At 35.5% G+C, this 23,786-nt stretch carries 22 protein-coding genes; 6 read left to right on the top strand and 16 right to left on the bottom strand.

Annotation, left to right across the window (positions count from 1 at the left end; translation table 11 throughout):
* Nucleotides 1-80 precede the first annotated feature (80 nt).
* The 9 genes from ACQV2T_RS03180 to galE all read right to left on the bottom strand — a co-directional run bounded on the left by ACQV2T_RS03180 (nucleotide 81) and on the right by galE (nucleotide 10,116).
* Complete coding sequence (locus ACQV2T_RS03180) at nucleotides 81-959, bottom strand: M15 family metallopeptidase (RefSeq protein WP_428874865.1); 879 nt, start codon at nucleotides 957-959, stop codon at nucleotides 81-83.
* Between the two features lie 129 nt (nucleotides 960-1,088).
* Complete coding sequence (locus ACQV2T_RS03175) at nucleotides 1,089-2,411, bottom strand: nucleotide sugar dehydrogenase (protein WP_428873589.1); 1,323 nt, start codon at nucleotides 2,409-2,411, stop codon at nucleotides 1,089-1,091.
* Between the two features lie 48 nt (nucleotides 2,412-2,459).
* Nucleotides 2,460-3,221: a glycosyltransferase family 2 protein gene (locus ACQV2T_RS03170; protein WP_428873588.1), complete on the bottom strand. Its 762-nt coding sequence runs from the start codon at nucleotides 3,219-3,221 to the stop codon at nucleotides 2,460-2,462.
* Between the two features lie 13 nt (nucleotides 3,222-3,234).
* Nucleotides 3,235-4,302, bottom strand: coding sequence for a hypothetical protein (locus tag ACQV2T_RS03165; protein ID WP_428873587.1), 1,068 nt, complete (start codon nucleotides 4,300-4,302; stop codon nucleotides 3,235-3,237).
* The gene (locus ACQV2T_RS03160) at nucleotides 4,299-5,600 is read right to left on the bottom strand and encodes an O-antigen ligase family protein (protein ID WP_428873586.1); all 1,302 of its coding nucleotides are present in this window, start codon (nucleotides 5,598-5,600) and stop codon (nucleotides 4,299-4,301) included. Before ACQV2T_RS03160 ends, ACQV2T_RS03165 begins: the two co-directional genes overlap by 4 nt.
* A gap of 35 nt (nucleotides 5,601-5,635) precedes the next feature.
* On the bottom strand, nucleotides 5,636-7,036 hold the full coding sequence (locus ACQV2T_RS03155) for a lipopolysaccharide biosynthesis protein (RefSeq protein WP_428893230.1): 1,401 nt from the start codon (nucleotides 7,034-7,036) through the stop codon (nucleotides 5,636-5,638).
* Between the two features lie 15 nt (nucleotides 7,037-7,051).
* Nucleotides 7,052-8,227 (bottom strand): glycosyltransferase, encoded by a 1,176-nt coding sequence (locus ACQV2T_RS03150; RefSeq protein WP_428885016.1) that lies wholly within the window; start codon nucleotides 8,225-8,227, stop codon nucleotides 7,052-7,054.
* Nucleotides 8,228-8,250: 23 nt separating this feature from the next.
* Nucleotides 8,251-9,081, bottom strand: a complete 831-nt coding sequence (locus ACQV2T_RS03145) for a hypothetical protein (RefSeq protein ID WP_428885015.1) — start codon at nucleotides 9,079-9,081, stop codon at nucleotides 8,251-8,253.
* A gap of 24 nt (nucleotides 9,082-9,105) precedes the next feature.
* Nucleotides 9,106-10,116 (bottom strand): UDP-glucose 4-epimerase GalE, encoded by a 1,011-nt coding sequence (gene galE / locus ACQV2T_RS03140; protein WP_428873582.1) that lies wholly within the window; start codon nucleotides 10,114-10,116, stop codon nucleotides 9,106-9,108.
* 195 nt (nucleotides 10,117-10,311) lie between these two features.
* Here galE and ACQV2T_RS03135 point away from each other — a divergent pair, with 195 nt between their 5' ends.
* The 4 genes from ACQV2T_RS03135 to ACQV2T_RS03120 are packed head-to-tail and all read left to right on the top strand — an operon-like array spanning nucleotide 10,312 to nucleotide 13,433.
* Complete coding sequence (locus ACQV2T_RS03135) at nucleotides 10,312-10,761, top strand: flavodoxin (protein WP_428873581.1); 450 nt, start codon at nucleotides 10,312-10,314, stop codon at nucleotides 10,759-10,761.
* A gap of 15 nt (nucleotides 10,762-10,776) precedes the next feature.
* Nucleotides 10,777-12,018, top strand: a complete 1,242-nt coding sequence (locus tag ACQV2T_RS03130; RefSeq protein ID WP_428893229.1) for an aminopeptidase — start codon at nucleotides 10,777-10,779, stop codon at nucleotides 12,016-12,018.
* 24 nt (nucleotides 12,019-12,042) lie between these two features.
* Entirely contained in the window at nucleotides 12,043-12,315 is a 273-nt protein-coding gene (locus tag ACQV2T_RS03125) for a hypothetical protein (RefSeq protein WP_428873579.1), read from the top strand.
* A gap of 5 nt (nucleotides 12,316-12,320) precedes the next feature.
* Nucleotides 12,321-13,433, top strand: a complete 1,113-nt coding sequence (locus ACQV2T_RS03120) for a glycosyltransferase family 4 protein (protein ID WP_428876296.1) — start codon at nucleotides 12,321-12,323, stop codon at nucleotides 13,431-13,433.
* A gap of 620 nt (nucleotides 13,434-14,053) precedes the next feature.
* Here the strand turns inward: ACQV2T_RS03120 and map are convergent.
* From map to ACQV2T_RS03085, 7 genes are all read right to left on the bottom strand, one after another.
* Nucleotides 14,054-14,812, bottom strand: coding sequence for a type I methionyl aminopeptidase (map, locus tag ACQV2T_RS03115; protein WP_428873577.1), 759 nt, complete (start codon nucleotides 14,810-14,812; stop codon nucleotides 14,054-14,056).
* Nucleotides 14,813-14,857: 45 nt separating this feature from the next.
* Nucleotides 14,858-15,649 carry an acyl-ACP thioesterase domain-containing protein gene (locus ACQV2T_RS03110; protein ID WP_428874870.1) on the bottom strand — a complete coding sequence of 264 codons (792 nt, stop codon included), beginning with the start codon at nucleotides 15,647-15,649 and terminating at the stop codon, nucleotides 14,858-14,860.
* An 84-nt stretch (nucleotides 15,650-15,733) separates the two neighbouring features.
* Nucleotides 15,734-15,979, bottom strand: coding sequence for a GlsB/YeaQ/YmgE family stress response membrane protein (locus ACQV2T_RS03105; protein WP_428873575.1), 246 nt, complete (start codon nucleotides 15,977-15,979; stop codon nucleotides 15,734-15,736).
* Between the two features lie 109 nt (nucleotides 15,980-16,088).
* Nucleotides 16,089-17,240 (bottom strand): glycosyltransferase family 4 protein, encoded by a 1,152-nt coding sequence (locus ACQV2T_RS03100; protein WP_428874871.1) that lies wholly within the window; start codon nucleotides 17,238-17,240, stop codon nucleotides 16,089-16,091.
* Nucleotides 17,241-17,337: 97 nt separating this feature from the next.
* Nucleotides 17,338-18,606, bottom strand: a complete 1,269-nt coding sequence (locus ACQV2T_RS03095; protein WP_428893228.1) for a DEAD/DEAH box helicase — start codon at nucleotides 18,604-18,606, stop codon at nucleotides 17,338-17,340.
* A 61-nt stretch (nucleotides 18,607-18,667) separates the two neighbouring features.
* Nucleotides 18,668-19,678 (bottom strand): Gfo/Idh/MocA family protein, encoded by a 1,011-nt coding sequence (locus ACQV2T_RS03090; RefSeq protein WP_428873572.1) that lies wholly within the window; start codon nucleotides 19,676-19,678, stop codon nucleotides 18,668-18,670.
* A 25-nt stretch (nucleotides 19,679-19,703) separates the two neighbouring features.
* A complete protein-coding gene (locus tag ACQV2T_RS03085) occupies nucleotides 19,704-21,407 on the bottom strand; it encodes a M3 family oligoendopeptidase (protein WP_428873571.1) in 1,704 nt (567 codons plus the stop codon).
* A gap of 129 nt (nucleotides 21,408-21,536) precedes the next feature.
* Here ACQV2T_RS03085 and ACQV2T_RS03080 point away from each other — a divergent pair, with 129 nt between their 5' ends.
* Nucleotides 21,537-21,860, top strand: a complete 324-nt coding sequence (locus ACQV2T_RS03080; protein ID WP_428893227.1) for a hypothetical protein — start codon at nucleotides 21,537-21,539, stop codon at nucleotides 21,858-21,860.
* Nucleotides 21,861-21,875: 15 nt separating this feature from the next.
* Entirely contained in the window at nucleotides 21,876-23,687 is a 1,812-nt protein-coding gene (gene uvrC / locus ACQV2T_RS03075; protein ID WP_428893226.1) for an excinuclease ABC subunit UvrC, read from the top strand.
* Nucleotides 23,688-23,786 lie beyond the last annotated feature (99 nt).

Below are 23,786 nucleotides of genomic sequence, written 5' to 3'. Positions count from 1 at the left end.
ACTAAAACACCGTCCTTAACGCTGTTTAACAGTGTTAAGGACGGTGTTTTAGCTAACTTCGGTCACAAGCTCTTTGTCATTTAATCAGTTGATGAGTTATAAAACAGTTTATCAATCGTTTTCTTTTGTTCTTCTAACCACCTTTTTGCTTCATCAACCGCTTGATTTTCAGCCGCTTGTTTTACTTTTTCAATTTTTTTACGCCGGTCACGTTCTTCAATAAGGGCTAGGTACTCTTCAAGAGTAAGCCCATGTTCCATCATAAATTGCGCATTTAGTTGACCTACATAGCGATAATGCCAAGGTTCAAAATTAAAAGTAGTCATTTCTGTCTTATTTTGAGGGTATCTTAAAATAAACCCAAAATTGGCTGCATTTTCTACTAACCATTGGGCCGATGCCGTTTCGCTATAATTTTCAGTTAAGCCTCCTCCTATGCTGGTCCAATCTTGACCTAATATATCAATAGCGAGCCCAGTCATATGCTCTGTGGCATTTGCTGGTGCTGTATATAAATTGGTTAAATATCTCGCTTCTGATTCACTATAACCGACCGCCATTAAAGACTGTTTTCTAGAACTTTCTAACCCTGCTTGCTGATTTGTCGAACGGTATCCTGAAATAATTGTAAATAGATAACCATCCTCCAAACCTGCTTGTAACAGCTGACTAAGTTTTTCTTCAATGTTAGCAGCATATGGAATTCCTTCAATTGAAGTAACTAAATCAACTTCAATTTGATTGTTGATTGGGTTGCTTGGATTCACCAAAAGTAAATTGGGATCATTTAAATTTCCCTCAGCAGGAATTGAATCAATTAATTCATCAACACTAGCATTTGATTTTATCGCATCAATCTGACTCAATTCTGGTAAATTGTATTTAGCTAAAGCCACCGCTTTGTCAAAAGGAAAAATAAGTAGAAGTAAAAATATTAAGAAAATTTTCTTAATACTCATTTTTATCACCTCATATTTGTTTTCAAAGGATCAAGTGTTCCAATAATAAACATTCTGATACGCAAACTACTTAAGGAAACTCTCAAACTATTTATCCTGTTCGATAAAGTGCTTAAGAGCCAGCTATTATTATAAGCGCCAAAAAGTATAGCCAGCTTCCTTAAAATAATCAGCATCCAGTATGCTTTTGACATCTATAAGAACTCTTTCTTTAGGTGATAATTTTGCATTAAACAATTTTTCGATGCTTGTATTATTTAGTTCTCGAAATTCCTGATGAGCTACTGCAAAGATAACAGCATCCGCATCCTGAACTTGATCGAACGCTGTTAAATCAACATCATATTCTGCTTTGGCATCACTTGATTCAGCCCAAGGATCTACTACAACAGGCTCAATATCGAAAGTCCTTAAATAATTGATAATATCGGCAACTTTTGAGTTGCGCGTATCTGGTGTATGTTCTTTAAAAGTTAGACCCAAAATAACTACTTTAGAGTCTGTTACTTTTTTACCCGCCTTAACCATGAGCTTAATCAACTTATCACCAATAAAATCTCCCATTTGATCATTTATTTGGCGACCAGAAAGAATAATCTGACTATGATAGCCCAAGTTTTCTGCCTCGTAAACAAAGTAGTAAGGATCTACACCAATACAGTGTCCTCCCACTAGTCCTGGTGTGAAACCTAAAGCATTCCATTTGGTATTCATGGCATCAATAACATCTTGCGAATCAATTTCCATTCGATCAAAAACGAGAGCTAACTCATTCATAAATGCAATGTTAATATCTCTTTGACTATTTTCAACAACTTTAGCGGCTTCAGCAACTTTAATACTTGGTGCACGATGAACACCCGCTTCAATTACTAGTTCATATACTTTAGCCATTGTATCTAAAGCATCAGCAGTTGTAGCAGAAACGATCTTTTTAATTTTTGGTAAAGTATGGACCTTATCTCCTGGATTAATTCTTTCAGGTGAATAACCTACCCAAAAATCAACACCATGCACTAATCCTGAACTTTCTTCAAGTTCTTCAATACACATTTCCTCAGTAACCCCAGGATAAACCGTTGACTCATAAGCAACTAAAGTCCCTTTAGACATGTTTTTACCTACGGTTCTTGTGGCTGAAATAACCGGATCTAAATTAGGTGTCTTATCTTGATTGATAGGCGTTGGAACCGCAACAATAATAAAGTTCGCTTCTTTTAGCCTACTTTGGTCGTAGGTGAAAGCTAAATTTGTATTCTTGACTGCTTCGTCTCCAACCTCTAGAGTTGGATCGATACCCTGCAAATATTGCTCCACTTTATGAACATTGTTGTCATAGCCAATTGTTTCAATGTGCTTAGCAAATTCTATGGCAATCGGCATACCCACATACCCTAAACCTACAACTGCTAACTTTGTTTTACCTTCAATTAAATTTTGATATATATTCATTTTTGTCTCCTAACCTTATTTAGCTATCTTATATAATTGCTTGTTAAATTATAACCGCCTTTTAATTGCCTGAAAAACATAATGACTATAATAATATATGCACTGATATAGTGGTAATTTTTCTAAATGGCGATAAGTGTACCATGTTCGCTTAAGAGCTGAAAGCTTGTTGGAGGAAATAGAACCAGAAACTTGACGATAGTGATTAAGCACTTCATTTAAAGCATAAGCTTCAATTTTTCGTTCACGCATTAACATTAGCCAAGTTGCTGTGTCTTGTCCTTTCCGCACTAAAGGCATTCTAAAGTCTCCTATTTTTTCACGATCAATCATTACTGTAGAGCAAGCAATGGCTGTGTTTTTTAGAAGGCCATTATAATCTAAACGTTCTGGTAAATCTACTGTTTCTTTAAGGGTTTCTCCACTTTCATCTATTAAGGAAAAATTTGTATAAGTAAAAGATAGCGCCTTTTCTTGCATAAATGCTAATTGTTTCTCCAACTTACAATATTCCCAAACATCATCACTATCAATAAATGAAATATATCTACCTCTAGCCAATTCAAGCCCCTTGTTTCTTGCCACTGCGGCACCAGAGTTTTTTGATAAATTAACCAATTGAATACGGCTATCTTCTTGTGCAAATTCTTGAATTATTCTCACACTAATATCATTTGAGCAATCATTGACTAGCAACCACTCCCAATTCTGATAACTCTGATTAAGCACGCTCTCGATGGTTTTTTTTAAGAATCTTTCTGCGTTATAAACAGGGGTTATTATCGACACCAATCCTGATTTTGAATTCATCTCACAATTCTCCTTAAATAATCTGAATTATCTTGATTCTTGCTTGATAAAGCTCTGCCAATTGGCGTTGGTCATTATACCACTTTTTATCGGTAATATTAGCGTCTAAGACGATAACAATTTCATTTGGTGAAAAGTTTGCATCAAGACTTGCTAAGTTAGTCGCTTGCACTCCGTAGGTGTTTCCTTCAGGAGAGATTAGTTCTTGAACATTCACTTCTTGATGCTTTTGTTGTCTAAGGATTACTCGCTGACTATCACTAGGAGTTCGAATTAATTTTTCTAAGACTTCTCGATTATCTTGACGGTTATAAATAAAATGCAGATCATTAATTCCCCAAGTATAATCAAAAGCATAGCCTATTTTATGTCTTCGATAATGTGCAATCATGCTCCAAGCTATCGATAAAATAGCGCCTAAAAAGAGACCCAATAAGCCATAGATAATACTTCCTTTAGCCTCTTTAGTTTGAAATGGGGTCAAAGTTTCCCTACTAGGAACTTCTTCGATCAAATCAATTGGAATCATTTCTCCAATTTCTGGTGACCGAATGATTGAGACAGTATTTTTCCCGAGGAAAGGTAGCTTTTGTTTTTCTAATAATTCAGCATATGCTTCGGCTATCTTTAAGTTTTCTTCAGCATTATTCCCCACCAAAAATCTTAAAGTAATAACATTTGAAGCGGCATCTCGAATTCCTGCAAGCCCACCTCGAAAAGTGTTGGTCTTATACATTTCAAGTTTTTTTTCTGCTTGAAGCCATTTTCCAAACTCGATACCAGTTTCTGCTTCAATTTGTTTAATAATAGTTGGTGTCGCAAAATAGTCATCAAAGACAGCCGCAGTTGAAAATAGACTGCCATCTTCCATTGTAACAATCACTTGGAATGAAGCTGGGTCTTGTTGATAGGCATGGGCTAGATAATTATATGATTCAATTTTATCACTATTTATTAAGCGGTTAACGACATACCTTCCTCCTACAACTAATAATGAGATAATAACTGATCCAAACATAATTCTTCTAAAATTATTTTTAATAAAGCGGTATAACTCGTGAAAAACTGTAGCTAAGCTCATATTCCTAAACTCCTTTTACTTTTAAAATCCTGCGTTTGTTCTTTTGTATCGATTATTTTTACCCAACTTATAATTAAAGCAAAAAATACCCAGTGCCATTCAATCAACATATTATTTGCACTAGTAATACTTGCTAGAATAAAAATAATTAAAAAACTATAGAATACAAAAGAAATATTGCTTTGTAAAACAGAGGTCTTTCTCCCCACTCTAGCAACAAACTCCAACCGTCTTATCATTCCAATGTATGCCCATAAATAAAGTAACAGTGAAAGAATGCCATTAGAAACTAAAATTTCAAGCCACCAATTATGCATATTGGTTATTTCATTAGTTGGCCAGATAGGTCTTACTTTAGCCCAATGCTCGATATTCCCCGATCCTACCCCTAAGCCAAAAGTTTGGGTCAAATAAAGTAAACCATTTCGCCAGATATTCATTCGCTTAGTATCACCAGATAAGCCTGCTTGTGGACCACCTAGAAAAATCACTTCAAAAACTTTTTCACGTATAGGTGGAATTAACATCATAAAAATAATAAAGGCGGTCATTATATAAAGTCTTTTCCCTTGGAAAAGATCCAACTTGAAGTTGCGAACTAGTTGTAAGCCGATAAAAAGAATTAAACATATTAAGGACATTCTTGAGCTAGTTTGGTAGATTAAAAATGTTGTTAATGCAAACATTAATAGTAAGAACATCCTTTGCCAATATCTTTGACTGTAATAGTATAGAACCATACAGAGGGTGACATACGCTAAAAGTAAAGTAGCATAGTCATTTTGATTGGCAAAAAAGGTGATTGGAATCCGAGTCCAAGGTTGGGAATCAAAAGTTCCATATTTATCCAATTTGGTCATATCTGCAAATACATAGATATTACCGATAATTTCGATATAGCCCCAAAATACTAAGGCAGTCATCATCCCCCACATGGCTTGAGCCAGACGAAACCACTGTCTTTTAGTACCCACCCAAAAATAAATAGCCACAATTGATGCCATGCCAACCGTCATTAAAAATGAAACTTGCAGCCAATCTTTAAAATTTTCAGCCCAAAGACCTGTTGTTAAAGCAATTAACCACCAAGCTAAAAAACAAAAAAGCATACGTGTTGAAGCAGAGGGTAACACCAATAAAAGCTTTCGATCTTTTTGTAAAATTTGCCAAGCAAGAATCAGAACAGAAAAAAGAGCAAGAATTCGGTAAAGGGTAATTTGAGCAATTGGCGTTTCAACGGCTAAAATTTGCGAACCTAAAAAAACACTCGTAACTAAAAGTAAACAATATAGAAACATGGGCCACTCCTTTCTTACTCTTTCTTTTCGAACAATTAATTAAAATCCCATTTCTCAGGATTACGCCAGATTTGATAACCATCTTGGATGGTCGAAAACTGAATAATGAGACAGACCAAAGCTAAGCCAAATGTTACAGACAAACGATAAGCATAATCACTAGTGTTAATGAAGGCAGCAATAAACATTAAACAAATGGACATGAGATGTTTACTTTGTTTGAAATAAAAGCCTGTCCGACTTGAAAAATAAGTTCTAGCTAGATAAAACATGATGTAGGCTCCGGATGACGCGGTGGCTGCTCCTAAAGCTCCCCATCTTGGAGTGAGCCAGAGATTAATAAAAAAACTAGGAATCAAAGCCAATAAAGAAACCAATGTATTAAAATAGGTCTTGCGTGAAAAAACAATTCCCAGTGTCGTTGTTTCAGAAAGTGTATACATAATATGAGGAAAACAGAGCAAGCCAAGAATATACTGAACAGAACGATAGTCCTCGCCTAAAATCATCATAATCAAGGGGCGAAATACAAGAATCCCAAAAAAGATACCCGTTAAAACAAAAAGAACAGCGTCTGAAATAAATTTATAATGCTTCATTGACTTGCCTTCATCATGCCATCGATAGGCAGTAGGAACCCAAAAGGTTGCAAATGCTGTCTTTAAAATACCAATCATATTGACAATCGCGATGCCCGCAGCATAAAACCCTAATTCTTTTTTGGTAGAAAAAGACCGAAGCATTAAGCTATCAATTGTATTGAGCACCGAATTAAGAGACATTGCAATCATAAGCGGAAAACCAAAAGATAATAATTTTTTTATAAGGTCATAGTCAACAACAAAATCATTCCACGATAACAAATCTCTATAACGTAAGAAAAGAAAACTATCCCCTATAAGTTGACCAAAAATCATTCCAAAAACCACTACACGAAAATCGCGAATGCCCAAAGCAATTATAGACAAGGAAACTGCAAAAATTAAACTCTTTAATAAAATGGTAAAGCCAGAATATTCTTTTGCTTTTTCTTGCATACGAATAGAAATGAGTACGAAGCGTTCAATAATCATTGAAATAAGTAAAATTGTACTCCAAATCACAATATAGCCTGCGTTAGGATCACTAAACAACCAATTCGCAATGGTCTGATTAAAAACAAGCATAACAAATGATAGAAGGATTCCCATCCCGATCGGGATAATAATTGCTTGTTGAAAAAGATGTTTTTTAGATGCAGCTTGATGAAATTCACGAGAAAAAGCCTGATCGAGACCAATATAAAGAAAATTAGGAATGTTTAAGATTAAGTTTCGATACAATCCTGAAACCCCATATTGGTCTGCTACTAACAACTGAGTCAAAATGCGGATTTGAATCAGTGAAATTAATGCACCAATAATCGGTCCTAAGGAAAACCCTGTTAATCTTTTCATAAAATGTTTCATATATTACCTCGAATCTATCCGAAAATGGCTCACTTGATGATCTAACACCTGGCGATACAGCTTGGCTGCAGCTTCATTAGTAAGGGACTTAGCTTGTATACTTCTAAATCGTTCTTCATCAGTGGGAATTTTAGTTGAACTTTGATGATAAAATTCAATCAGCCTTTGATACCATTCTTTAGGTTCACAATTTAAAGATAAAAATTGAATCAACCCCAAGCCCAAGTCTACTTCTTGACTTATTTGATCGCTGGCAAGCACGGGAATGCCTACCGCTTGAGCTTCAATGGCTACCGTGCCAAAACCTTCAGAAAAAGAGGGCATAATTAATAAATCGATACCGGCTAATAAATTAGCAACCGGACTAATTCTGCCAGCAAAGAAAACTTGGGCATCAATTTCTTTTTTTTCTACCTCTTTTTCTAAAAAATCCCGATCTTCCCCCTCACCAGCAATCACTAAACGCAAGGGATGATGCTGCTTTTTACTATAAGCTACGACTTCTAAGGTCAAAGGATGATTTTTAATTGCCGTTAAACGCCCCACTTGTCCAATTATTAGACTTTGTTTACTTTTCTTAGTGAATTTGCTTAGCCAATATTTACGACTTGTTCGCTTCTTTTCAAAATCGATAAAGAAATCATTGGGCTCTATGCTATTTGGAATAACCACAGAGGATTCTCCAACTTTCAAAGCAAACAATTCTTCTATTGAAAGTTGAGAACATCCAATCGGTAAACGAGACAATCTTCTATTGACTTGCGCATCAAAAACTTGCATCAATTTATTTTTTAAAGCTGGATTTTTGTCATAACGGTAATGCCCATGAATATAGAAATCAAAGGGCGTATCCTTTTGGAATTGATGGGCTAAATAATAATAAATGACTGAACGGTAACCTGCAATATGACTATAAACTACTTGGTAGGCATTCTCTTGAAAAGCTTTAGCAAAACTATTCTTAAAGGATTGCCAAGAAGTTTTTTTGGGGTTATTCAGAAAATAAATCTGACCACCCGTCTCTTCAATCGTCTGTTTAAAATAGTCAGGCACTTGACTGTAGGTAGCTACATCAAAAACCATCTCTTGATTGCTAGCTTCTTTAGCTAAATTGTGAATAAATGTAGAAATGCCTCCTCCAAAAGATGACATTAGATGTAGGATTCTAATTTTTTGCAAAAGCTTCCTCCTTATACGACTTTCTACTGATTTAAATTTAGGGATTCTAGTAATCTTTCTCTTTCACTTCTTGTTTGTGTGCTAGATAGGTCAAATGTTTCAGTTTTTTGACCCTTTTGAAGATTATAGTAGAGAGTAAATTTTAAAAAATGGTTAAAACCAATGTTACTTTTTACCAGGTAATCCGTTTGATTTAATTCTTTGGCTAGTTTTAAAAAGTGATGATAATCCATTAAATTGTCAGCCATAATTTGACTTGTCTTTTGTTCTTGCCGATCATCATTGTTAATATTTTTGAATAATACTCCATTAGAGTTCTTTTTAGCAACTTCTTCTAACCTATCAAGATCTAAGACAATTAAAAAATCAATGGGCAAATTATATGATTGAGTCAATTGTTCAACTAAAGCTAACTCTCCTTGCTTTAAACCATATTCTCTGATTGTTTTTGACATTTTAGTATCTGATATAAATAAATCTAATTGTGGATCGATGTTGACTTGGACTATCTTTTCTTGATTAAAATCCCATAAATAATAAGTTAATTCTTTAATTCTTTTCTCCCCAATTCGGCCTGCTTGACTGTAATCATAGCTCAAAACTAAGAGCTCGATGCCATCTTTTGCTAAGTCTTCAAAAGACCTATCTTTTTTTTCTAGTAATTCTTGTCCAATAGTATAGTATTGCCATTCAGAAGGATTATGGACAAAGGTGCCTTGGAAAGAATTTTTCAAATCATCCAGATAGCCAAAAAAGAGAAAAGTAGAAAAAACTAAAAGAATCATTACAAGAAAAAAGACCAAAAGTCTTTTTGAAAAAAAAGGACGTTTGTCTGATTTCTGTTCTGGAAACATATGCTTCCTCCGTTCAATTTATCATTAAAATCCTTCAGGATTTTTTTTCTGCCAATTCCATGAATCTAAACACATGGCATATAAGTTTTTTTGAGCCTTCCAATTCAACTCTTGATTAGCCCTTTCAGGATTGGCATAGGCAATCGCGATATCCCCTGGCCGACGATCCACGATTTGATAAGGTATTTGGACTTGATTGGCTTTTTCAAATGCCCTAATTAAATCTAGGACAGAATAACCTTGACCGGTCCCCAGATTAAATATTGCGACACCTTTATTTTTTAGATTGTGGCTAATCGCTTTTTGATGACCTTGTGCAAGATCTACTACATGAATATAATCACGCACACCTGTTCCATCGTGTGTTGGATAATCATTACCAAACACTTGCAATTCACGGCGCTTACCGATTGCTACTTGAGTAATATATGGCATTAAATTATTAGGAATTCCCTGAGGATCTTCACCAATCAAGCCAGAATGATGTGCTCCAATAGGATTAAAATAACGTAATAAAGTCACCGACCACTCAGAATCAGAATACGATAAGTCTTGCAATATTTTTTCTAAGACTAATTTTGTATAACCATAGGGATTACTAGCCTCACCCGTCGGCATTGATTCATCAAATGGCGCTTTATGTGCCTCACCATAAACAGTTGCTGAAGATGAGAAAATAATATTTTTGACTTGGTTTTCCTGCATGACTTCGAGCAAGGTAATTGTACCACTAAGATTATTATGATAATACTTTAAAGGTTTTTCAACAGATTCACCAACAGCCTTATAGCCAGCAAAATGAATGACTAAATCAACAGGATGATTTTTAAAAATTTGAGCCATTGCCTGTTTATCTTCAATGTTAGTTTGATAAAAAGTAACGTTTTTACCAGTAATTGTATGAATACGATTTAAAACCTCTGGTTTTGAATTTGAAAAATTATCGACAACGATTACTTCTTGATCATTGTTTAATAGTTCAATAACTGTATGACTGCCGATATATCCAGTTCCACCTGTAACTAAGATTGACATATATAGCCTCCATCCTTAGCTTATTTATATTCTGATTAATTATAGCATAACAAATCTAGCTAGATTCATTCTTCATAATTTCTTCCTAAATTTACTCCTACTTCTTAACCTAATAGGAATTGAGGTCCACAATTGCTATGAAGTTTGATATAATAACACAAGGTTTAAAACAACTTAACCTTAAGGGGGAATATAATGGCAGAGGCATTAATCATTTTTGCAAGTCTTACTGGAAATACCGAAGAAATGGCTGATATTATTGCTGAGCGTCTTGAAGCTCACGGTATCACTACTGATGTGGTTGAAGTCATGCAAGCAGATGCAGAAGACTTTTTAGAATATGATGCTGTATTAATCGGTTCTTATACTTACGGAGTCGATGGAGTACTACCAGACGAAATGCTAGATTTTTACGATGATTTGGGTGAATTAGATCTATCAGATAAAGTCTTTGGTGTTTTTGGTTCAGGCGATACTTACTATGAAGTCTTTTGTGGTGCTGTCGATCACTTTGAAAAACAATTTTTAAAAGTAGGCGCTCAAGCTGGTGGCCCATCATGTAAAATTAACTTAAATGCCGAAGGTGAGGATATTGAACGTCTTCAAGCTTTAGCTGATGGTATTGCTGAAAAATTAAATCAATAAGGAAAGAGGTATACTATGACTTTAAAAAATTTTGATCAACTTCTTGAAAAATATGCAAACTTAATCGTCAATAAAGGAATTGCAGTTAGTAAAGAAGATTATATTTTAATTTTCGCTGATCTTGATCAAGCCCCATTAGTTCGCTTAGTGACTGAAGCTGCTTACAAAGCAGGTGCTAAGTTTGTTAAAGTAAATTGGGCAGACGATACATTAACTCGTCTTCATTTTACCCATCAATCTGAAGAAACACTGACCGATATTCCGCAATTTATAATTGATGAAGGCAATTACTTTGTAGAAAAGAGAGCTAAACGTATCTCACTACGTTCAAGTGATCCAAATGTTCTTAAAGGAATTGATCCTGCAAAAATAAACGCAGCAAACCGTGCTTCTTCTCAAGCTATGAAAGATGTACGTATTGCGACACAATCAAATCTTGTTTCATGGTTAGTTGTTGCAGGTGCAGGTAAAGAGTGGGCTGCTCTTGTTTTCCCTGAACTAAAAACTTCTGAAGAACAAGTAGACGCTTTATGGGATCAAATTTTTAAAACAACACGTATTTATGAAGAAGACCCAATTAAAGCTTGGGATGAACATGAAGATCGTCTTAGCGAAAAAGCACGCTTCCTTAATGAACAACAATTCGATCAGTTGCATTATACAGGACCTGGAACTGATTTCACTGTCGGCTTACCTAAAAACCATGTCTGGGAAAGTGCCGGATCACTTAATGAAAAAGGCGAAGTCTTTATTGCTAACATGCCTACAGAAGAAGTCTTTACAGCTCCAGATTCAAGACGTGCAGAGGGCTATATTTCTTCTTCTAAACCATTAGCTTATGGTGGAACTATAATTGATGAAATGAAATTCACTTTCAAAGACGGTAAAGTTACCGAAGTATCAGCCAAAGAAGGTGAAGAAACCTTACGTCAACTGGTAGAAGAAAATGAGGGTTCTGATTCCTTAGGTGAAGTAGCGCTTGTTCCGCATCAATCACCAATTTCTCAATCAGGCATTATCTTCTTTAATACTCTATTTGACGAAAATGCTTCTAACCACATCGCATTAGGACAAGCCTACGCTACTTCTGTAAAAAATGGTGCTAAAATGAGCCAAAAAGAGCTAGAGGAAGTGGGACTTAATCGCTCGAATGTTCACGTGGACTTTATGGTAGGAAATGCGGAAATGAATGTTGATGGAATCTCAGTAGATGGTACTGTTACCCCGATCTTCCGTAAAGGTGAATGGGCATTTTAATCACTTTAGAAGGAGGTGTTAAGGATGGTAACCCCTTCAAACTTTAACACAAATTTTGAAGAAGAAATAACCAAACACATTGAAGAAATAGATCGACGGGTAGACCGAACCGGTTGGCCGCTTCTAATCATCGGCATCATTATTTTCTTCTTACTTGTTTATCTGTCTGTAAAAGCTTTCTCTATTCCAACAACGAAAGAATATGAAGGCAGTCAAGCTGCCATGAATCAAAAAGTTGAAGATTTAGAAAATCGACTTTCTTCATTAGAAGCCCTAATCGAAGAAGGGCAAGAGTAGATAATATGGATATTTTACATATTAATTCCTATTTCTCAACTTCTGGTTTATTTAAACAAGTCTATGATCGTCAAGTAAAGCAGGGACATAAATTAAAAGTTTATGTCCCCATTTCGCATCAATTCCCTCAAGAAAGAGTAGCAGCTAGTGGAGATTACTTAAATCTATCTAGAAATCACGATCAATGGATGCGCTGGTTTTTTCCACTTAAACACCATAAGATTTGGCAAGATTTAAAAGAATCATACAGTTTAGATAGCTTTGATCTTACTCATGCACACTCACTCTTTTCAAATGGTTGGTTAGCTAGACAAGTTTATCTTAAATATCATGTCCCCTATATTGTTGCTGTACGCAATGCGGACCTACATACTTTTTTTGAAAAAATGCCATGGATGCGAAATGTGGGCTTAGATATTATGCGCGATGCCAAGCAGATTATCTTTATTTCACAAAATACTTACCAACAGGTTTTTAATCGCTTTATACCCACTAAAGAATTGGATAATCTTAAAGGTAAAAGCCAGGTCATTGCTAACGGCATTGATGATTATTGGCATAACAATCGCTTCAATGAAAAGAAATTTATTTGTCATCAGCCACTGCGTATTGTAACCGCTGGTAAAGTATCTTCTGGTAAACGTTTTGTTGAATTAGCTAAAATGATCGAACACTTTTCAAAAAAATACCAAGCGGCGGAGTTACATATTGCTGGTCCCAATTGGGATGCTAAAATTCTCAAGCAATTGCAAGCAATGGATCATATTACCTACCACGGCGCTTTAAACAAAGCTGAAATGGTCAGTTTATATCGTTCAATGGATCTTTTCGCCCTACTATCTTTCCCTGAAACCTTTGGATTAGTCTATCCAGAAGCAATGAGTCAAGGTTTGCCAGTAATCTATACTCAAAACGAAGGATTCGATTCATTTTTTAAAAATTACCATGTAGGCGTTTCTGTAGATCGATTTGATCAAACAGCTTTCGATCAAGCAATTCTTTATATTTTAAACCATTATGAACGTTTGTCTCAAGATGCTTTAGAAGCAATCAACCCCTTCAAATGGGATGAAATAATTAGCCGCTATGAAAAACTCTATCAATCAATTATTTCCTAAAGGCTTCAATCATAAAAACAAGGGGCTGGAACAAAAGGGCTGCTCAGCCCTGCCTCAAAATTTACAGCGAGCCCAGATTGGAAAGTTACTTTGCGTATTGACGTAGATTATTGGCCATAAATATTCGCTCGACATCGGTCTTAGAAAAGCTATTGCGACCGTTGATGTCGCTTGACAAGTGGTGTGTTTTTCTTTACGAGGAATAAAATCCTAGGCAGTTTTTCGGTGATACTTTTTGAGACGACGGCCTGAAAAATTGCCTTTAGAACAAGCAAATAACAATACTTTAAGTAAGACACGAGGATGATAAACAGGTCGCCCATCGGCAAGTTCAAGTGGGCGAATATTTGCTTCTGGAATCTGTTCGAATTGCTCCTCGTAGAGCTCGCTTAGTATTGGATCTTCTCAAAGGAAAGCAAGTTTAATTCATAATACACTGTTGCTACATAGAAAGCCCCTCCTAAATAGTTTTGTGTTTCCTACTATTATATTAGGAAACGCTTTCTATGTTTATATTGTTAAAGAAAAAGTCCGATTAACGATTATACCGTTTACCGAACTTTCTTTAATTATTCAGGGCTTTTGTTCCAACCCCTTGTTTTTATTTTTAAACAATTAAATTATATTTCATTTTCCTGTTGAGTCAATAAAATAGGTCCGTCTGGTCCAATAGCTAATGAATGCTCGTACTGGGCACAGTATCCTCCGTCTCGGGTTCTGGCCGTCCAACCGTTGGCATCCATCTTCATTTTCCAATCTCCTGTGGTTACCATTGGTTCAATGGTAATTGTCATGCCTTCTTTTAATCGAAGTCCCTTGCCTTTTATACCATAGTGAGGAACAGCTGGTTCTTCATGGATAGTAGGACCAATACCGTGACCAATAAAGTCGCGAACTACACCAAAGCCCTCTTTTTCCACATATGTTTGAATAGCATGTCCAATATCCCCTATACGATTCCCAGGTCTAGCTTGTTCAATCCCGCGATATAATGCTTCCTTGGTAACCTCCATTAATCGCTTATGCTCTGGACTAATTTTACCTACCGCATAACACCAACAAGAATCAGAGATAGCTCCATTAAAATCTACACAGAAGTCTACCTTTATTATATCACCAGCTTTTAAGCTACGATTAGATGGGAAACCGTGACATATCTCGTCATTAACACTGGTGCAAGTAGCAAATTTATAACCTTCGTAGCCGATTTGGGCAGCGACAGCTCCAGCTGCTTCAATTTTATTTTGAACAAATTGATCGATTTGTTTAGTAGTTAGCCCCGCTTTTATAAAATCCCGTAATGCTACATGAATATCAGAAAGGATTTTTCCTGATTCTTTCATGGCTTGAATTTCTCTTTCAGATTTAAGTGTGATCATTAATAGCCTTCTTTCTAATTTCATTATCGAATCTATTATAACGAATTACAGCTCTTTTTCCAGCCATTCGATTTCAATCCGAGCCGCTTCTTGCTGATTAGTAGCATTATAAATAGTTTGATAAGTTATTATTTTTTTAGCATCAGTTTGAGTCTCTATTTTGACATTAGCCTCTGTAAGAATTTTAACTTGATGCTCTCTAAGCAACTCTCGACCATACTTAATCGCTAAGTTTTTTATGTCATAATTATTTTGTAACCAAGAAGGAAGACTACCAATGGACCAATTTATATAAACAAGATTATTGACATGATGATTAAAATCAATATCTTGATTTGTTATAGCTTGGTCTTTTTCTTTCCAAAGAGTTATATCGTCAGGAAAATTAAGCTTTATTTTCTTAACCTCTTGTTGGTGGTCAATAAGTTGTAATTCTTCTAACTTTTTATGAGCAATACGGCCCATTTTCCTAGTTTTTAAATTAATCACCGCGAATTGCATCTGACATTCTAACAAAAGATGATCTTTAGACCTTATCTCGAACCACCGCTCTAATAAAAATCGGTTGGCCTGAATAATCTTAGTCTGAACTTCAATCGTATCACCATATTGAGGCAGTTGATTGATCATGCAGATGTTTTGCGTAATTACCCAACTTTCATCCTGCCCCAAAATAGAGTCAGTTTGATCAAATTGATTAACTTGATCATGCCTTGTGGAAGTTTCCAGAACAGCTTCTAATAGTTTAGTAAAATTATTACTTTTATTTTCTGGATCGATAAACCAATCAGTATTTATTTTAAATGTTTGAGTATAAGACGTCAGTTTTTCCACCATGTCATTTCCTCCCAAATAAGAATATCAGTAAATAAAGAAAAAAGGCAGGTTCAATGAACCCGCCTAAGTGTTAAGCTAATCAACTTATCTTGTTTTCTTTAAGACAAAGGATACTACTGCAATCAGAATAATCGCTCCAATTAATGATGGGAAAATAGCAATGCCAGATACTACAGGGCCAAAATTAGAGAAGAATTGACCACCTATCCATGAACCGATGATACCAGCAATGATATTTCCAATAACTCCCCCAGGAATATCTTTACCTAGAACCATACCTGCTAACCATCCAATGATTCCTCCAACAATTAAAGTCATAATAAGTCCCATAATTATACCTTCTTTCTTTCATTTCTATATAAATTATATAACAAATTACTACATTTTGCGAATCCTTTGTTTTGTCCTTACCCTATTAAGCGTTTGATGAGCTGCTCTTTTATTGATTTACTAATTTACTAAGATGTGAGAGTTTTTGAGAACTAAGATGAATTGTTTCTTCATAATAATTTAACAGCATGCTGGTGGCGTTTTTCCATGAATATTTTTCAGCTTCTCGACGGGCTCTTAACCCCATTTTCTTAAGCTTTAAAGGATTATCTAAAATCTTTAAAGCTTCCATTAATGACTTTATATTCCCTGATTGATAAATCATTCCTGTTTGGTTGGGAGTAATTTGTTCTAGGGTAGGACCATTTTCAGCAGCGATTACCGGAACTCCTGAAGCCATCGATTCTGAAATAACTAAGCCAAAAGTTTCTGAAACAGATGGGAATATAAAGGCGTCTCCTGTTGCATATGCCTTAGACAAGTCTTCTCCAGTTAAAAAGCCAGTGAAGGTCGTTTTTGTGCCTGTAAATAATTCTTCTAAATGTTGGCGCTCTGGACCATCCCCAACAATTGCTAAACAGATATCCTCTCGGTAAGAAAGGATTGGTAATAAATGATCTAAATCTTTTTCAGCAGCAAGTCGTCCAACATAGACTAGTAGTTTTTGATTATCTAATCCAAAAGTCCATTTGTTATATAAATTCTGATCAAAAAACTTAGGATGCCTCTTTTTAAGGTCAATACCACGCGGCATAACTCCTTCAGCAGCTATCCCCTGTTGGATTAATTCTACTTTTAAACTTTCTGAAACAGTAACATTTAAATCAGCGTCATTATGCCAAAAGCGAATATAATCCCATAGAATTGGTTTCAAGAGCGGTAAATTATAGGAATCAAGATAATCAGGCAAGTGTGTATGGTAGGAAGCTAATAAAGGAATTCCCAATTGCTTAGCATATTTAACAGCAGAAGTTACCATGAAAAATGGATTGACTGCATGAATAATATCAGGTTTAAAATTTTGAATAATTGTTTTCATTTTGCGAGAAGGTAAACCCCAAGGACGTGATTTGTATAAAGGAAAGTTAAAAGAATCCATCGGTATCACCTCTACACCCTTATACTCAGTAATTCCTAAATCAGGTGATACGACAATTATTTCATGACCCAAGTCCTTCATAGCAACTGTCATATGAGCAAGGCGTGTACAGATACCATCTGTAGCAGGTACAAATGTTTCTGTTGCTATTAAAATTCTCATTTCACTTCTCCTTTACCTTAATGTCCTATCTTAATAATTATTATAACTCAATGATAAAAAGATACTGTAAATTTATTGTAAAATTTAGGTAAAGCTTTTATTTTTCCCTTTTGCGCGGTTTCCCAATGTTTTTAGTATTACGCTTACGATTTTTCTTTTTAGCTTTGACTGCTGTTTTTGGTTTTTTTGGATGTGATTTACTCTTGGTTATTCGTTTACTAGACCGTTTTATTTCTTCCTCCTCAGGCCATTCATTTAATAATTTACGATCATAAAGCACTCTTTCTTCTAAGTGGATACTACTGTCATCAAGCATATTTTTTAGGTCTATAGCTTCTTGTTGATTGACCAGTGAAATAGCACATCCCTCATTCCCCATGCGTCCAGTTCTTCCTGAACGATGATAATAAGTCCGCACATCTCGTGCTGGATGATAATGAATAACATAAGGTATTCCTTCTATATCAAGTCCTCTAGAAGCTAAATCCGTCGTTAATAAATAGATTGTTTTTTGCTGTCTAAACTGTTCTAAGGCCATTTGTCTTTCTCGATTGGTTAATTGACTATGAAGTACAGATATGGATAAATTTTCAAAAATCATTTTTGCAGCAGCTCTTTCTAACTCACTAATTTGATCAAAAAAGACAATCGCTTGCATGCTTTCAATTTGAGCCAAACGTTTTAACATATTTGTTTTTTGTCGATTGTTAACTTCTAGGTACAAATGTTCAGTTTGCATATTGGCTGAATGCATTGAAATTTCTAAACGATCATATTCATAATTTTTTGCTTGTAAATAATCAAGAAAATCTTTACTTTTAGTAGCTGAAAAATAATAGCGTTTAATATCTCTCATGAGGCGTTTCTCAATCATTTCAATGTCTGCTATTTGCTGCTCACCTTTTGAAAAAAGATAGTCTGCTTCATCATAGACAATCCATTTAACCGTGTGAACCTTCAGTTTAGATGTTTGCTTTAGTAACTCATTAAAACGTCCAGGAGTTGCCACAATAAGCTCCGGTTTATTTTTTAATTTTTCAATTTGTCTTTTGACATTAGCACCGCCAACAATACTCATAGAAGTCATTCCAAGTAATCGGCTCCATTCATCCACCACTAAAAAAATCTGCTGAGCTAATTCTTGAGTAGGGGCAAATATGATGGCTTGTAGATGTTGGTTTACTTCAATCTTTTCTAGGATAGGAAGCAAATAGGCCAGTGTTTTTCCCGTACCAGTTGGCGAAATAGCTACAATCGGCTCTTCATTTTTAAGGTAGGGATAGACTTGTTTTTGAATAGGTGTTGCCTCGGAAAAATGTTTTTCTTGCCAGTGTTTTTTTAATTGTGTATTTGATAATTCCTTCATACAATCTCCTTCTTCATGAAAGAACGGCTAAAAGTCATTGACTTCTAACCGTTCAAGGGTCTTATAATAGTTTAGCTGACTGACGTAATAACTCAAGAACTTGAACCACTTGCAAGGATAATTGTCTCCAGTTCTCATACAATATTTCTTGATGAATTGTTTTTTCTTCAAGGATCATATCTGAAAAGCTTAATAACTCATCAAACATTGGATTAGCTGGTAAATAATCTATGATTTGGGCCTTCTTACCCTCTGTGTTAACTAAACTCACCTTGGTTAAGCGTGAGATATCATTAATGATAAAAGTTTCTTGGCCAATATAAATTTCACTCGGCATCAAAGAATGAACAGTCTTGGACAAAAAGATTGAAACTTGTGTTTGAGCATACTTTAAAATGACTGTACCAAACAAATCAACTTGTCGTCCATCATCTATCGCATGATAGTAAACAGATTCAGGAAGACCAAATAAGTCGAGCGCTATGTATAAAGGATAGACACCTAAATCCATCAAGGAACCACCATGAAAATCAGCATTAAAAACATTCGGAACTTGCCAACCCTTTTCTTTGGATTCTAAGTAAGTTTCATAGCGAGAAGAGTATTGTCCCATATTAAAGTTAGCACCATATAAAGGACTGTCCAACTCTTTCATTTTATGTTTAATTAAAGGCTTCAAACGACTATAATTTCGACTATGATAGTGCATTGCCGCTTCAAATACATAAACTCCGACTTCGTCAGCGAGTGAATAGAGCTCATGCCATTGAGCCGAGGAGGTTACCATAGGTTTTTCAATAATTACATGCTTTTTTGCTTTTACAGCTTGGATAGCCTGCTGAAAATGAAAGGAGTTAGGACTAGCGATATAAATCACTTCGATTTTAGGATCATAGAGAATATTATTTAATTCATTGGTAAAATAATCGGCATCATGTTTTTGTGCAAGCTGTTTAGCCGAGTCAAGATAACGTGAATAAACCGCTGTGAGATGGTAACGCTGTGTTAACCGAGCCGCATTCATCATTTGCTCAGTAATCCATGAGCTACCGATCGTCGCATAGTTCAACATGACAAACGCTCCTTTAGGATCACCATTATTTTCTTAAAGTTTCTTCATCGACTTGGTCGAGGTAGGCCTCTATACTTGCTAAAGTATCCGCAAGATTGCCAGGTTCAAATGGTGACTTCAAGTTCCCTGTTGCAATAATTTCTGTGAAAGTCTGAGTTCCCCCAACCTTACAAATATTCAAATAATCTTCCCAAGCTTTTGGATCATGATCTACTTGGCTACGTTTCCAGAATTGGAAAGCACATACTTGAGCCAAAGTATAATCAATATAATAGAAAGGCATAGTGAAGATGTGCAATTGTTTGAACCACCAGCCTCCATTTTCATAGAACTCATTGCCTTGGTAATCAATCCAAGGGTTGTAAATTTTTTCTAATTTTCTCCAAGTTTGACGACGTTCTTCTGGTGTCATGTTTGGATTTTCATATACTTCATGTTGGAAGTGGTCCACACAAACACCATAAGGAATAAATTGAACAGCTCCAGCTAAATGTTGATACTTAAACTTCTCAATGCTATCACCAAAGAAGTTTTTCATCCATGGCCAAGTTAAAAATTCCATTGACATTGAATGAATCTCACAAGACTCTAAAGTTGGCCATACAGCTTCAGGGGTTTGAATCCATCTTGAATTATAAACTTGGAAGGCATGGCCTGCCTCGTGAGTCAATACTTCAACGTCGTGTGATGTACCATTAAAGTTGGCAAAAATATAAGGCGTCTTGTAATTTGGTAGATACGTACAATAACCACCTGTATCTTTACCTGGTTTAGACTCTAAATCTAAAACATCGTATTCAATTAATAAGTCAATGAACTCACCTGTTTCTGGTGATAATTCATGGTACATTTCAACACCTTTAGCAACAATCTCTTCTGGACTTCCTTCAGGTTTGGCATTGCCTGTAGGGAAAGTTAGACCTAAGTCATAAAAGGCTAGCTTATCCAAACCTAGACGTTCACGCTGACGTTCAAATAGTTTCTCAGCTAAAGGTACGACATGTTTTTGCACTTCTTTGCGATAGACTTCAACGTCCTTACGGTCATAGTCTAAACGTGCCATACGCGCATAACCCACTTCAACAAAATCTTTAAAACCTAGCTTTGTTGCAATTTCGTGACGCGTTTTAACTAATTGATCATAAATACGATCAAACTCATCTTGGCGTTCTAAATACCAATCAGTAATTAACTCAGAAGTTTCTTTACGTACTTTTCGATCAGCATCTTGAGTAAAGGCGCCAATACTTGATAAGTTATAAATTTCACCTTTATACTCAATTTCAGCAGAAGCTTTTAACTTACCATACTCTGATACCAAACGATTTTCCTTTTGTAATAGCGGTATAATTTCTGGAGAAAAGATTTTCAAATGATTTTCTGCTAACTTAAAGAAAGTGTGAGGTAGTTCTTCTTCTAATTCTTTACGATAAGGTGAGCCAAGTGTAGCTCGATAATAGTCACTTTCCCACTCACTAATAAGGGGTGAGTTTTCATCCCAGAAATCCGTTTCATCTGAATAGAATTGATCACGGGTATCCACTGAATGACGAATTGAAGTTAATGTTGAATTCGTTTCAATATCTCTTTGAATGTCTTGAATGGCCTTAACCGCTGCAAGTGCATCCTCAGCCGATTCAGCTTTTTTGATTCCCTCAATTTGCTGTTGGAATGACTGTTTTAAAAGAGACATATCTGGTCTTTTATATTCGAATTCATTGAATTTCATGCTTCCACATCCTTTTTTATTTATTATTTTTATTATAACACAGCGTGAATATGCTGAAAACGATTTAAAAATAAACTTTTTTGACTGCTTTTGCTATACTATATCTAAGTGAATTTAAGGAGCATCCAAATGACTAAGAAATTTCAATTTAAAGGGATCGTCATTTATCAAAAATTAATTAAGGCCAGTGATCCGACATTGGTCTTATTTAAATTGAAACTAATCAAGCATCCATTAAATCCTATTGACTTAATTAACCAAGAATTTACTGCTTTGATTGCCCGTAAAGCTTTAACTTTTATGTATGAGGTTATGGTGGGAGATCAGATTCTTATATACGGACACTTTAACAATAAAAAGCAATTTATTACTGAAAAATATCTTATTGAAAAAAGAGTCCCCCGCTCATATGAAAAAGTAATCCAACAACTCCCTAATCAAAAAAAACTCTAGAAAGGAGACCCATCCTTGCCTAAAGAAAGCCCTGAAGAAATACGACATAATATTGAACAAAGACTCCCTTTATTACCTGAATTGCCCGGATGCTACTTAATGAAAGATGCTAATGATAAAATTATTTATGTGGGCAAAGCTAAAAACTTAAAAAACCGCGTGCGATCTTATTTCAGAGGAGCCCATGATAGTAAAACAACAAAACTGGTTTCTGAGATTCATCATTTTGAAACAATTGTTACCAATTCTAACAAAGAAGCTTTGATCCTTGAAATTAATTTGATTCAACAATACAAACCGCAATACAATATAAAACTTAAAGATGGCAGTATGTATCCTTATTTAAAAATAACTAATGAAAAGGACCCTCAATTAATTATTACCAATCGAGTTCTTAAGGATGGCGGACATTATTTTGGACCTTTTCCAAACGTACAAGCCGCTACAGCCACTCAACAATTATTACATAAAATTTATCCTCTAAGACGTTGTGGTAAAAATGAAAAGCGCGCTTGCTTTTACTACCATTTGGGACAGTGTATTGGTTGTTGTGATCATCCCGTTTCAAAAGAAACCTACCAAAAGCAAATTAATCGGATTAAACGTTTCTTTAATGGTGAAGTCGGTCCAATTAAAAACGACTTGAAGCGCAAGATGTCTGAAGCAGCTGATAAGCTAGAATTTGAACAAGCTGCTGATTTACGCGATCAGATTGAATATATTGAGACAACCGTTGAAAGACAAGCTATTATGAGTCAAGATTATGATAATATGGATGTCTTTAATTTCTATTATGATAGGGGATGGATATCTATACAAACCTTTATGTTAAGACAGGGTTCTATTCTTAAACGTAAAGCTGCTCTTTTTCCTAGTTATGGTGAAAAAGAACCAGATCATGAACTAACAACTTATATTGCTCGCTTCTATAAAGAGCAATATAATGTTATTCCAAAAGCTATCTTAGTCCCTGCTTCTGTTGATCAAGAGGTTTTAGAAGAAGTCTTTGAAATTCCTGTTCAAACACCTCTTAGAGGAAAGAAAAAGGCAATGCTCGATTTGTGTGAAAAAAATGCTAAATTAGCTTTAGATGAGAAATTCCGCTTAATTGAAGCTAGCACACGTAAAACGCTGGGCGCCATCGAAGAGTTAGCAGAGGCCCTTCAAATTGAACAGGCTAATCATATTGAAGCATTTGACCACTCACATATCCAAGGTGTTCATACGGTCTCGGGGATGGTTGTTTATCAAGAGGGTAAACCAGATCGCAAAAATTACCGTAAATTTAAGATTAAGAGTGGAGATGGAGCCAATGAATTTGCTCATTCTCAAGAAGTAATCAGGCGTCGTTACACTCGCTTGCTCAAAGAAAATAAACCATTACCTGATTTAATTTTGATGGATGGAGGGATTATACAAGTAAGAGCCGCTAGAGATGTCTTGGAAAATGAGTTAGGATTAGCTATCCCCGTAGTCGGTATGGTTAAAAATGATAAACACAAGACGGCCTCCTTACTGGAAGGTTACACTGAAAAGATAGTCGACCTTGATCCGCGTTCCCAAGCCTTCCACTTTATTCAAAGAGTGCAAGAAGAAGTTCATCGGTATGCAATATCTTATCACCGAAAAGTACGTGCTAAGAGTCAGGTGGCTTCTATTTTAGATACTATACCAGGAGTTGGCCCGGCTACACGCTCTAAACTTTTAAAACACTTTAAATCATTACAAAAAATTAAAGAATCTGATGTAGACACTCTGCGTAGATTGGGCATTTCCCGTCCGACCTCAAAACGAATTCTCGAATTTCTTAATGATTCTAATAACTGATAAGAAAAACCTTGCATAATTGGCACTGACCCCGAATAGTGAGACAAACATAAAAACACCTCCGTTGAATTCGTGTGAAATGAATTTAATGGAGGTGTT

The organism is Facklamia sp. P13069, from assembly GCF_050409405.1.
Taxonomy (GTDB): Bacteria; Bacillota; Bacilli; order Lactobacillales; family Aerococcaceae; genus Facklamia.
The sequence above is the reverse complement of the archived record's forward strand: the minus strand, read 5'-3'. Positions and strand labels throughout refer to the sequence as shown.

What these genes read in the sequence shown, in the direction of transcription:
- ACQV2T_RS03145 (WP_428885015.1), bottom strand. Translation starts at nt 9,081, where the DNA reads ATGTTTCCAGAACAGAAATCAGACAAACGTCCTTTTTTTTCAAAAAGA.
- ACQV2T_RS03180 (WP_428874865.1), bottom strand. Translation starts at nt 959, where the DNA reads ATGAGTATTAAGAAAATTTTCTTAATATTTTTACTTCTACTTATTTTT.
- ACQV2T_RS03155 (WP_428893230.1), bottom strand. Translation starts at nt 7,036, where the DNA reads ATGAAAAGATTAACAGGGTTTTCCTTAGGACCGATTATTGGTGCATTA.
- ACQV2T_RS03095 (WP_428893228.1), bottom strand. Translation starts at nt 18,606, where the DNA reads ATGAAGGAATTATCAAATACACAATTAAAAAAACACTGGCAAGAAAAA.
- map (WP_428873577.1), bottom strand. Translation starts at nt 14,812, where the DNA reads ATGATCACACTTAAATCTGAAAGAGAAATTCAAGCCATGAAAGAATCA.
- galE (WP_428873582.1), bottom strand. Translation starts at nt 10,116, where the DNA reads ATGTCAATCTTAGTTACAGGTGGAACTGGATATATCGGCAGTCATACA.
- ACQV2T_RS03130 (WP_428893229.1), top strand. Translation starts at nt 10,777, where the DNA reads ATGACTTTAAAAAATTTTGATCAACTTCTTGAAAAATATGCAAACTTA.
- ACQV2T_RS03170 (WP_428873588.1), bottom strand. Translation starts at nt 3,221, where the DNA reads ATGAATTCAAAATCAGGATTGGTGTCGATAATAACCCCTGTTTATAAC.
- ACQV2T_RS03080 (WP_428893227.1), top strand. Translation starts at nt 21,537, where the DNA reads ATGACTAAGAAATTTCAATTTAAAGGGATCGTCATTTATCAAAAATTA.
- ACQV2T_RS03085 (WP_428873571.1), bottom strand. Translation starts at nt 21,407, where the DNA reads ATGAAATTCAATGAATTCGAATATAAAAGACCAGATATGTCTCTTTTA.
- ACQV2T_RS03160 (WP_428873586.1), bottom strand. Translation starts at nt 5,600, where the DNA reads ATGTTTCTATATTGTTTACTTTTAGTTACGAGTGTTTTTTTAGGTTCG.
- ACQV2T_RS03090 (WP_428873572.1), bottom strand. Translation starts at nt 19,678, where the DNA reads ATGTTGAACTATGCGACGATCGGTAGCTCATGGATTACTGAGCAAATG.
- ACQV2T_RS03120 (WP_428876296.1), top strand. Translation starts at nt 12,321, where the DNA reads ATGGATATTTTACATATTAATTCCTATTTCTCAACTTCTGGTTTATTT.
- ACQV2T_RS03105 (WP_428873575.1), bottom strand. Translation starts at nt 15,979, where the DNA reads ATGGGACTTATTATGACTTTAATTGTTGGAGGAATCATTGGATGGTTA.
- ACQV2T_RS03100 (WP_428874871.1), bottom strand. Translation starts at nt 17,240, where the DNA reads ATGAGAATTTTAATAGCAACAGAAACATTTGTACCTGCTACAGATGGT.
- ACQV2T_RS03135 (WP_428873581.1), top strand. Translation starts at nt 10,312, where the DNA reads ATGGCAGAGGCATTAATCATTTTTGCAAGTCTTACTGGAAATACCGAA.
- ACQV2T_RS03125 (WP_428873579.1), top strand. Translation starts at nt 12,043, where the DNA reads ATGGTAACCCCTTCAAACTTTAACACAAATTTTGAAGAAGAAATAACC.
- ACQV2T_RS03175 (WP_428873589.1), bottom strand. Translation starts at nt 2,411, where the DNA reads ATGAATATATATCAAAATTTAATTGAAGGTAAAACAAAGTTAGCAGTT.
- ACQV2T_RS03110 (WP_428874870.1), bottom strand. Translation starts at nt 15,649, where the DNA reads ATGGTGGAAAAACTGACGTCTTATACTCAAACATTTAAAATAAATACT.
- ACQV2T_RS03165 (WP_428873587.1), bottom strand. Translation starts at nt 4,302, where the DNA reads ATGAGCTTAGCTACAGTTTTTCACGAGTTATACCGCTTTATTAAAAAT.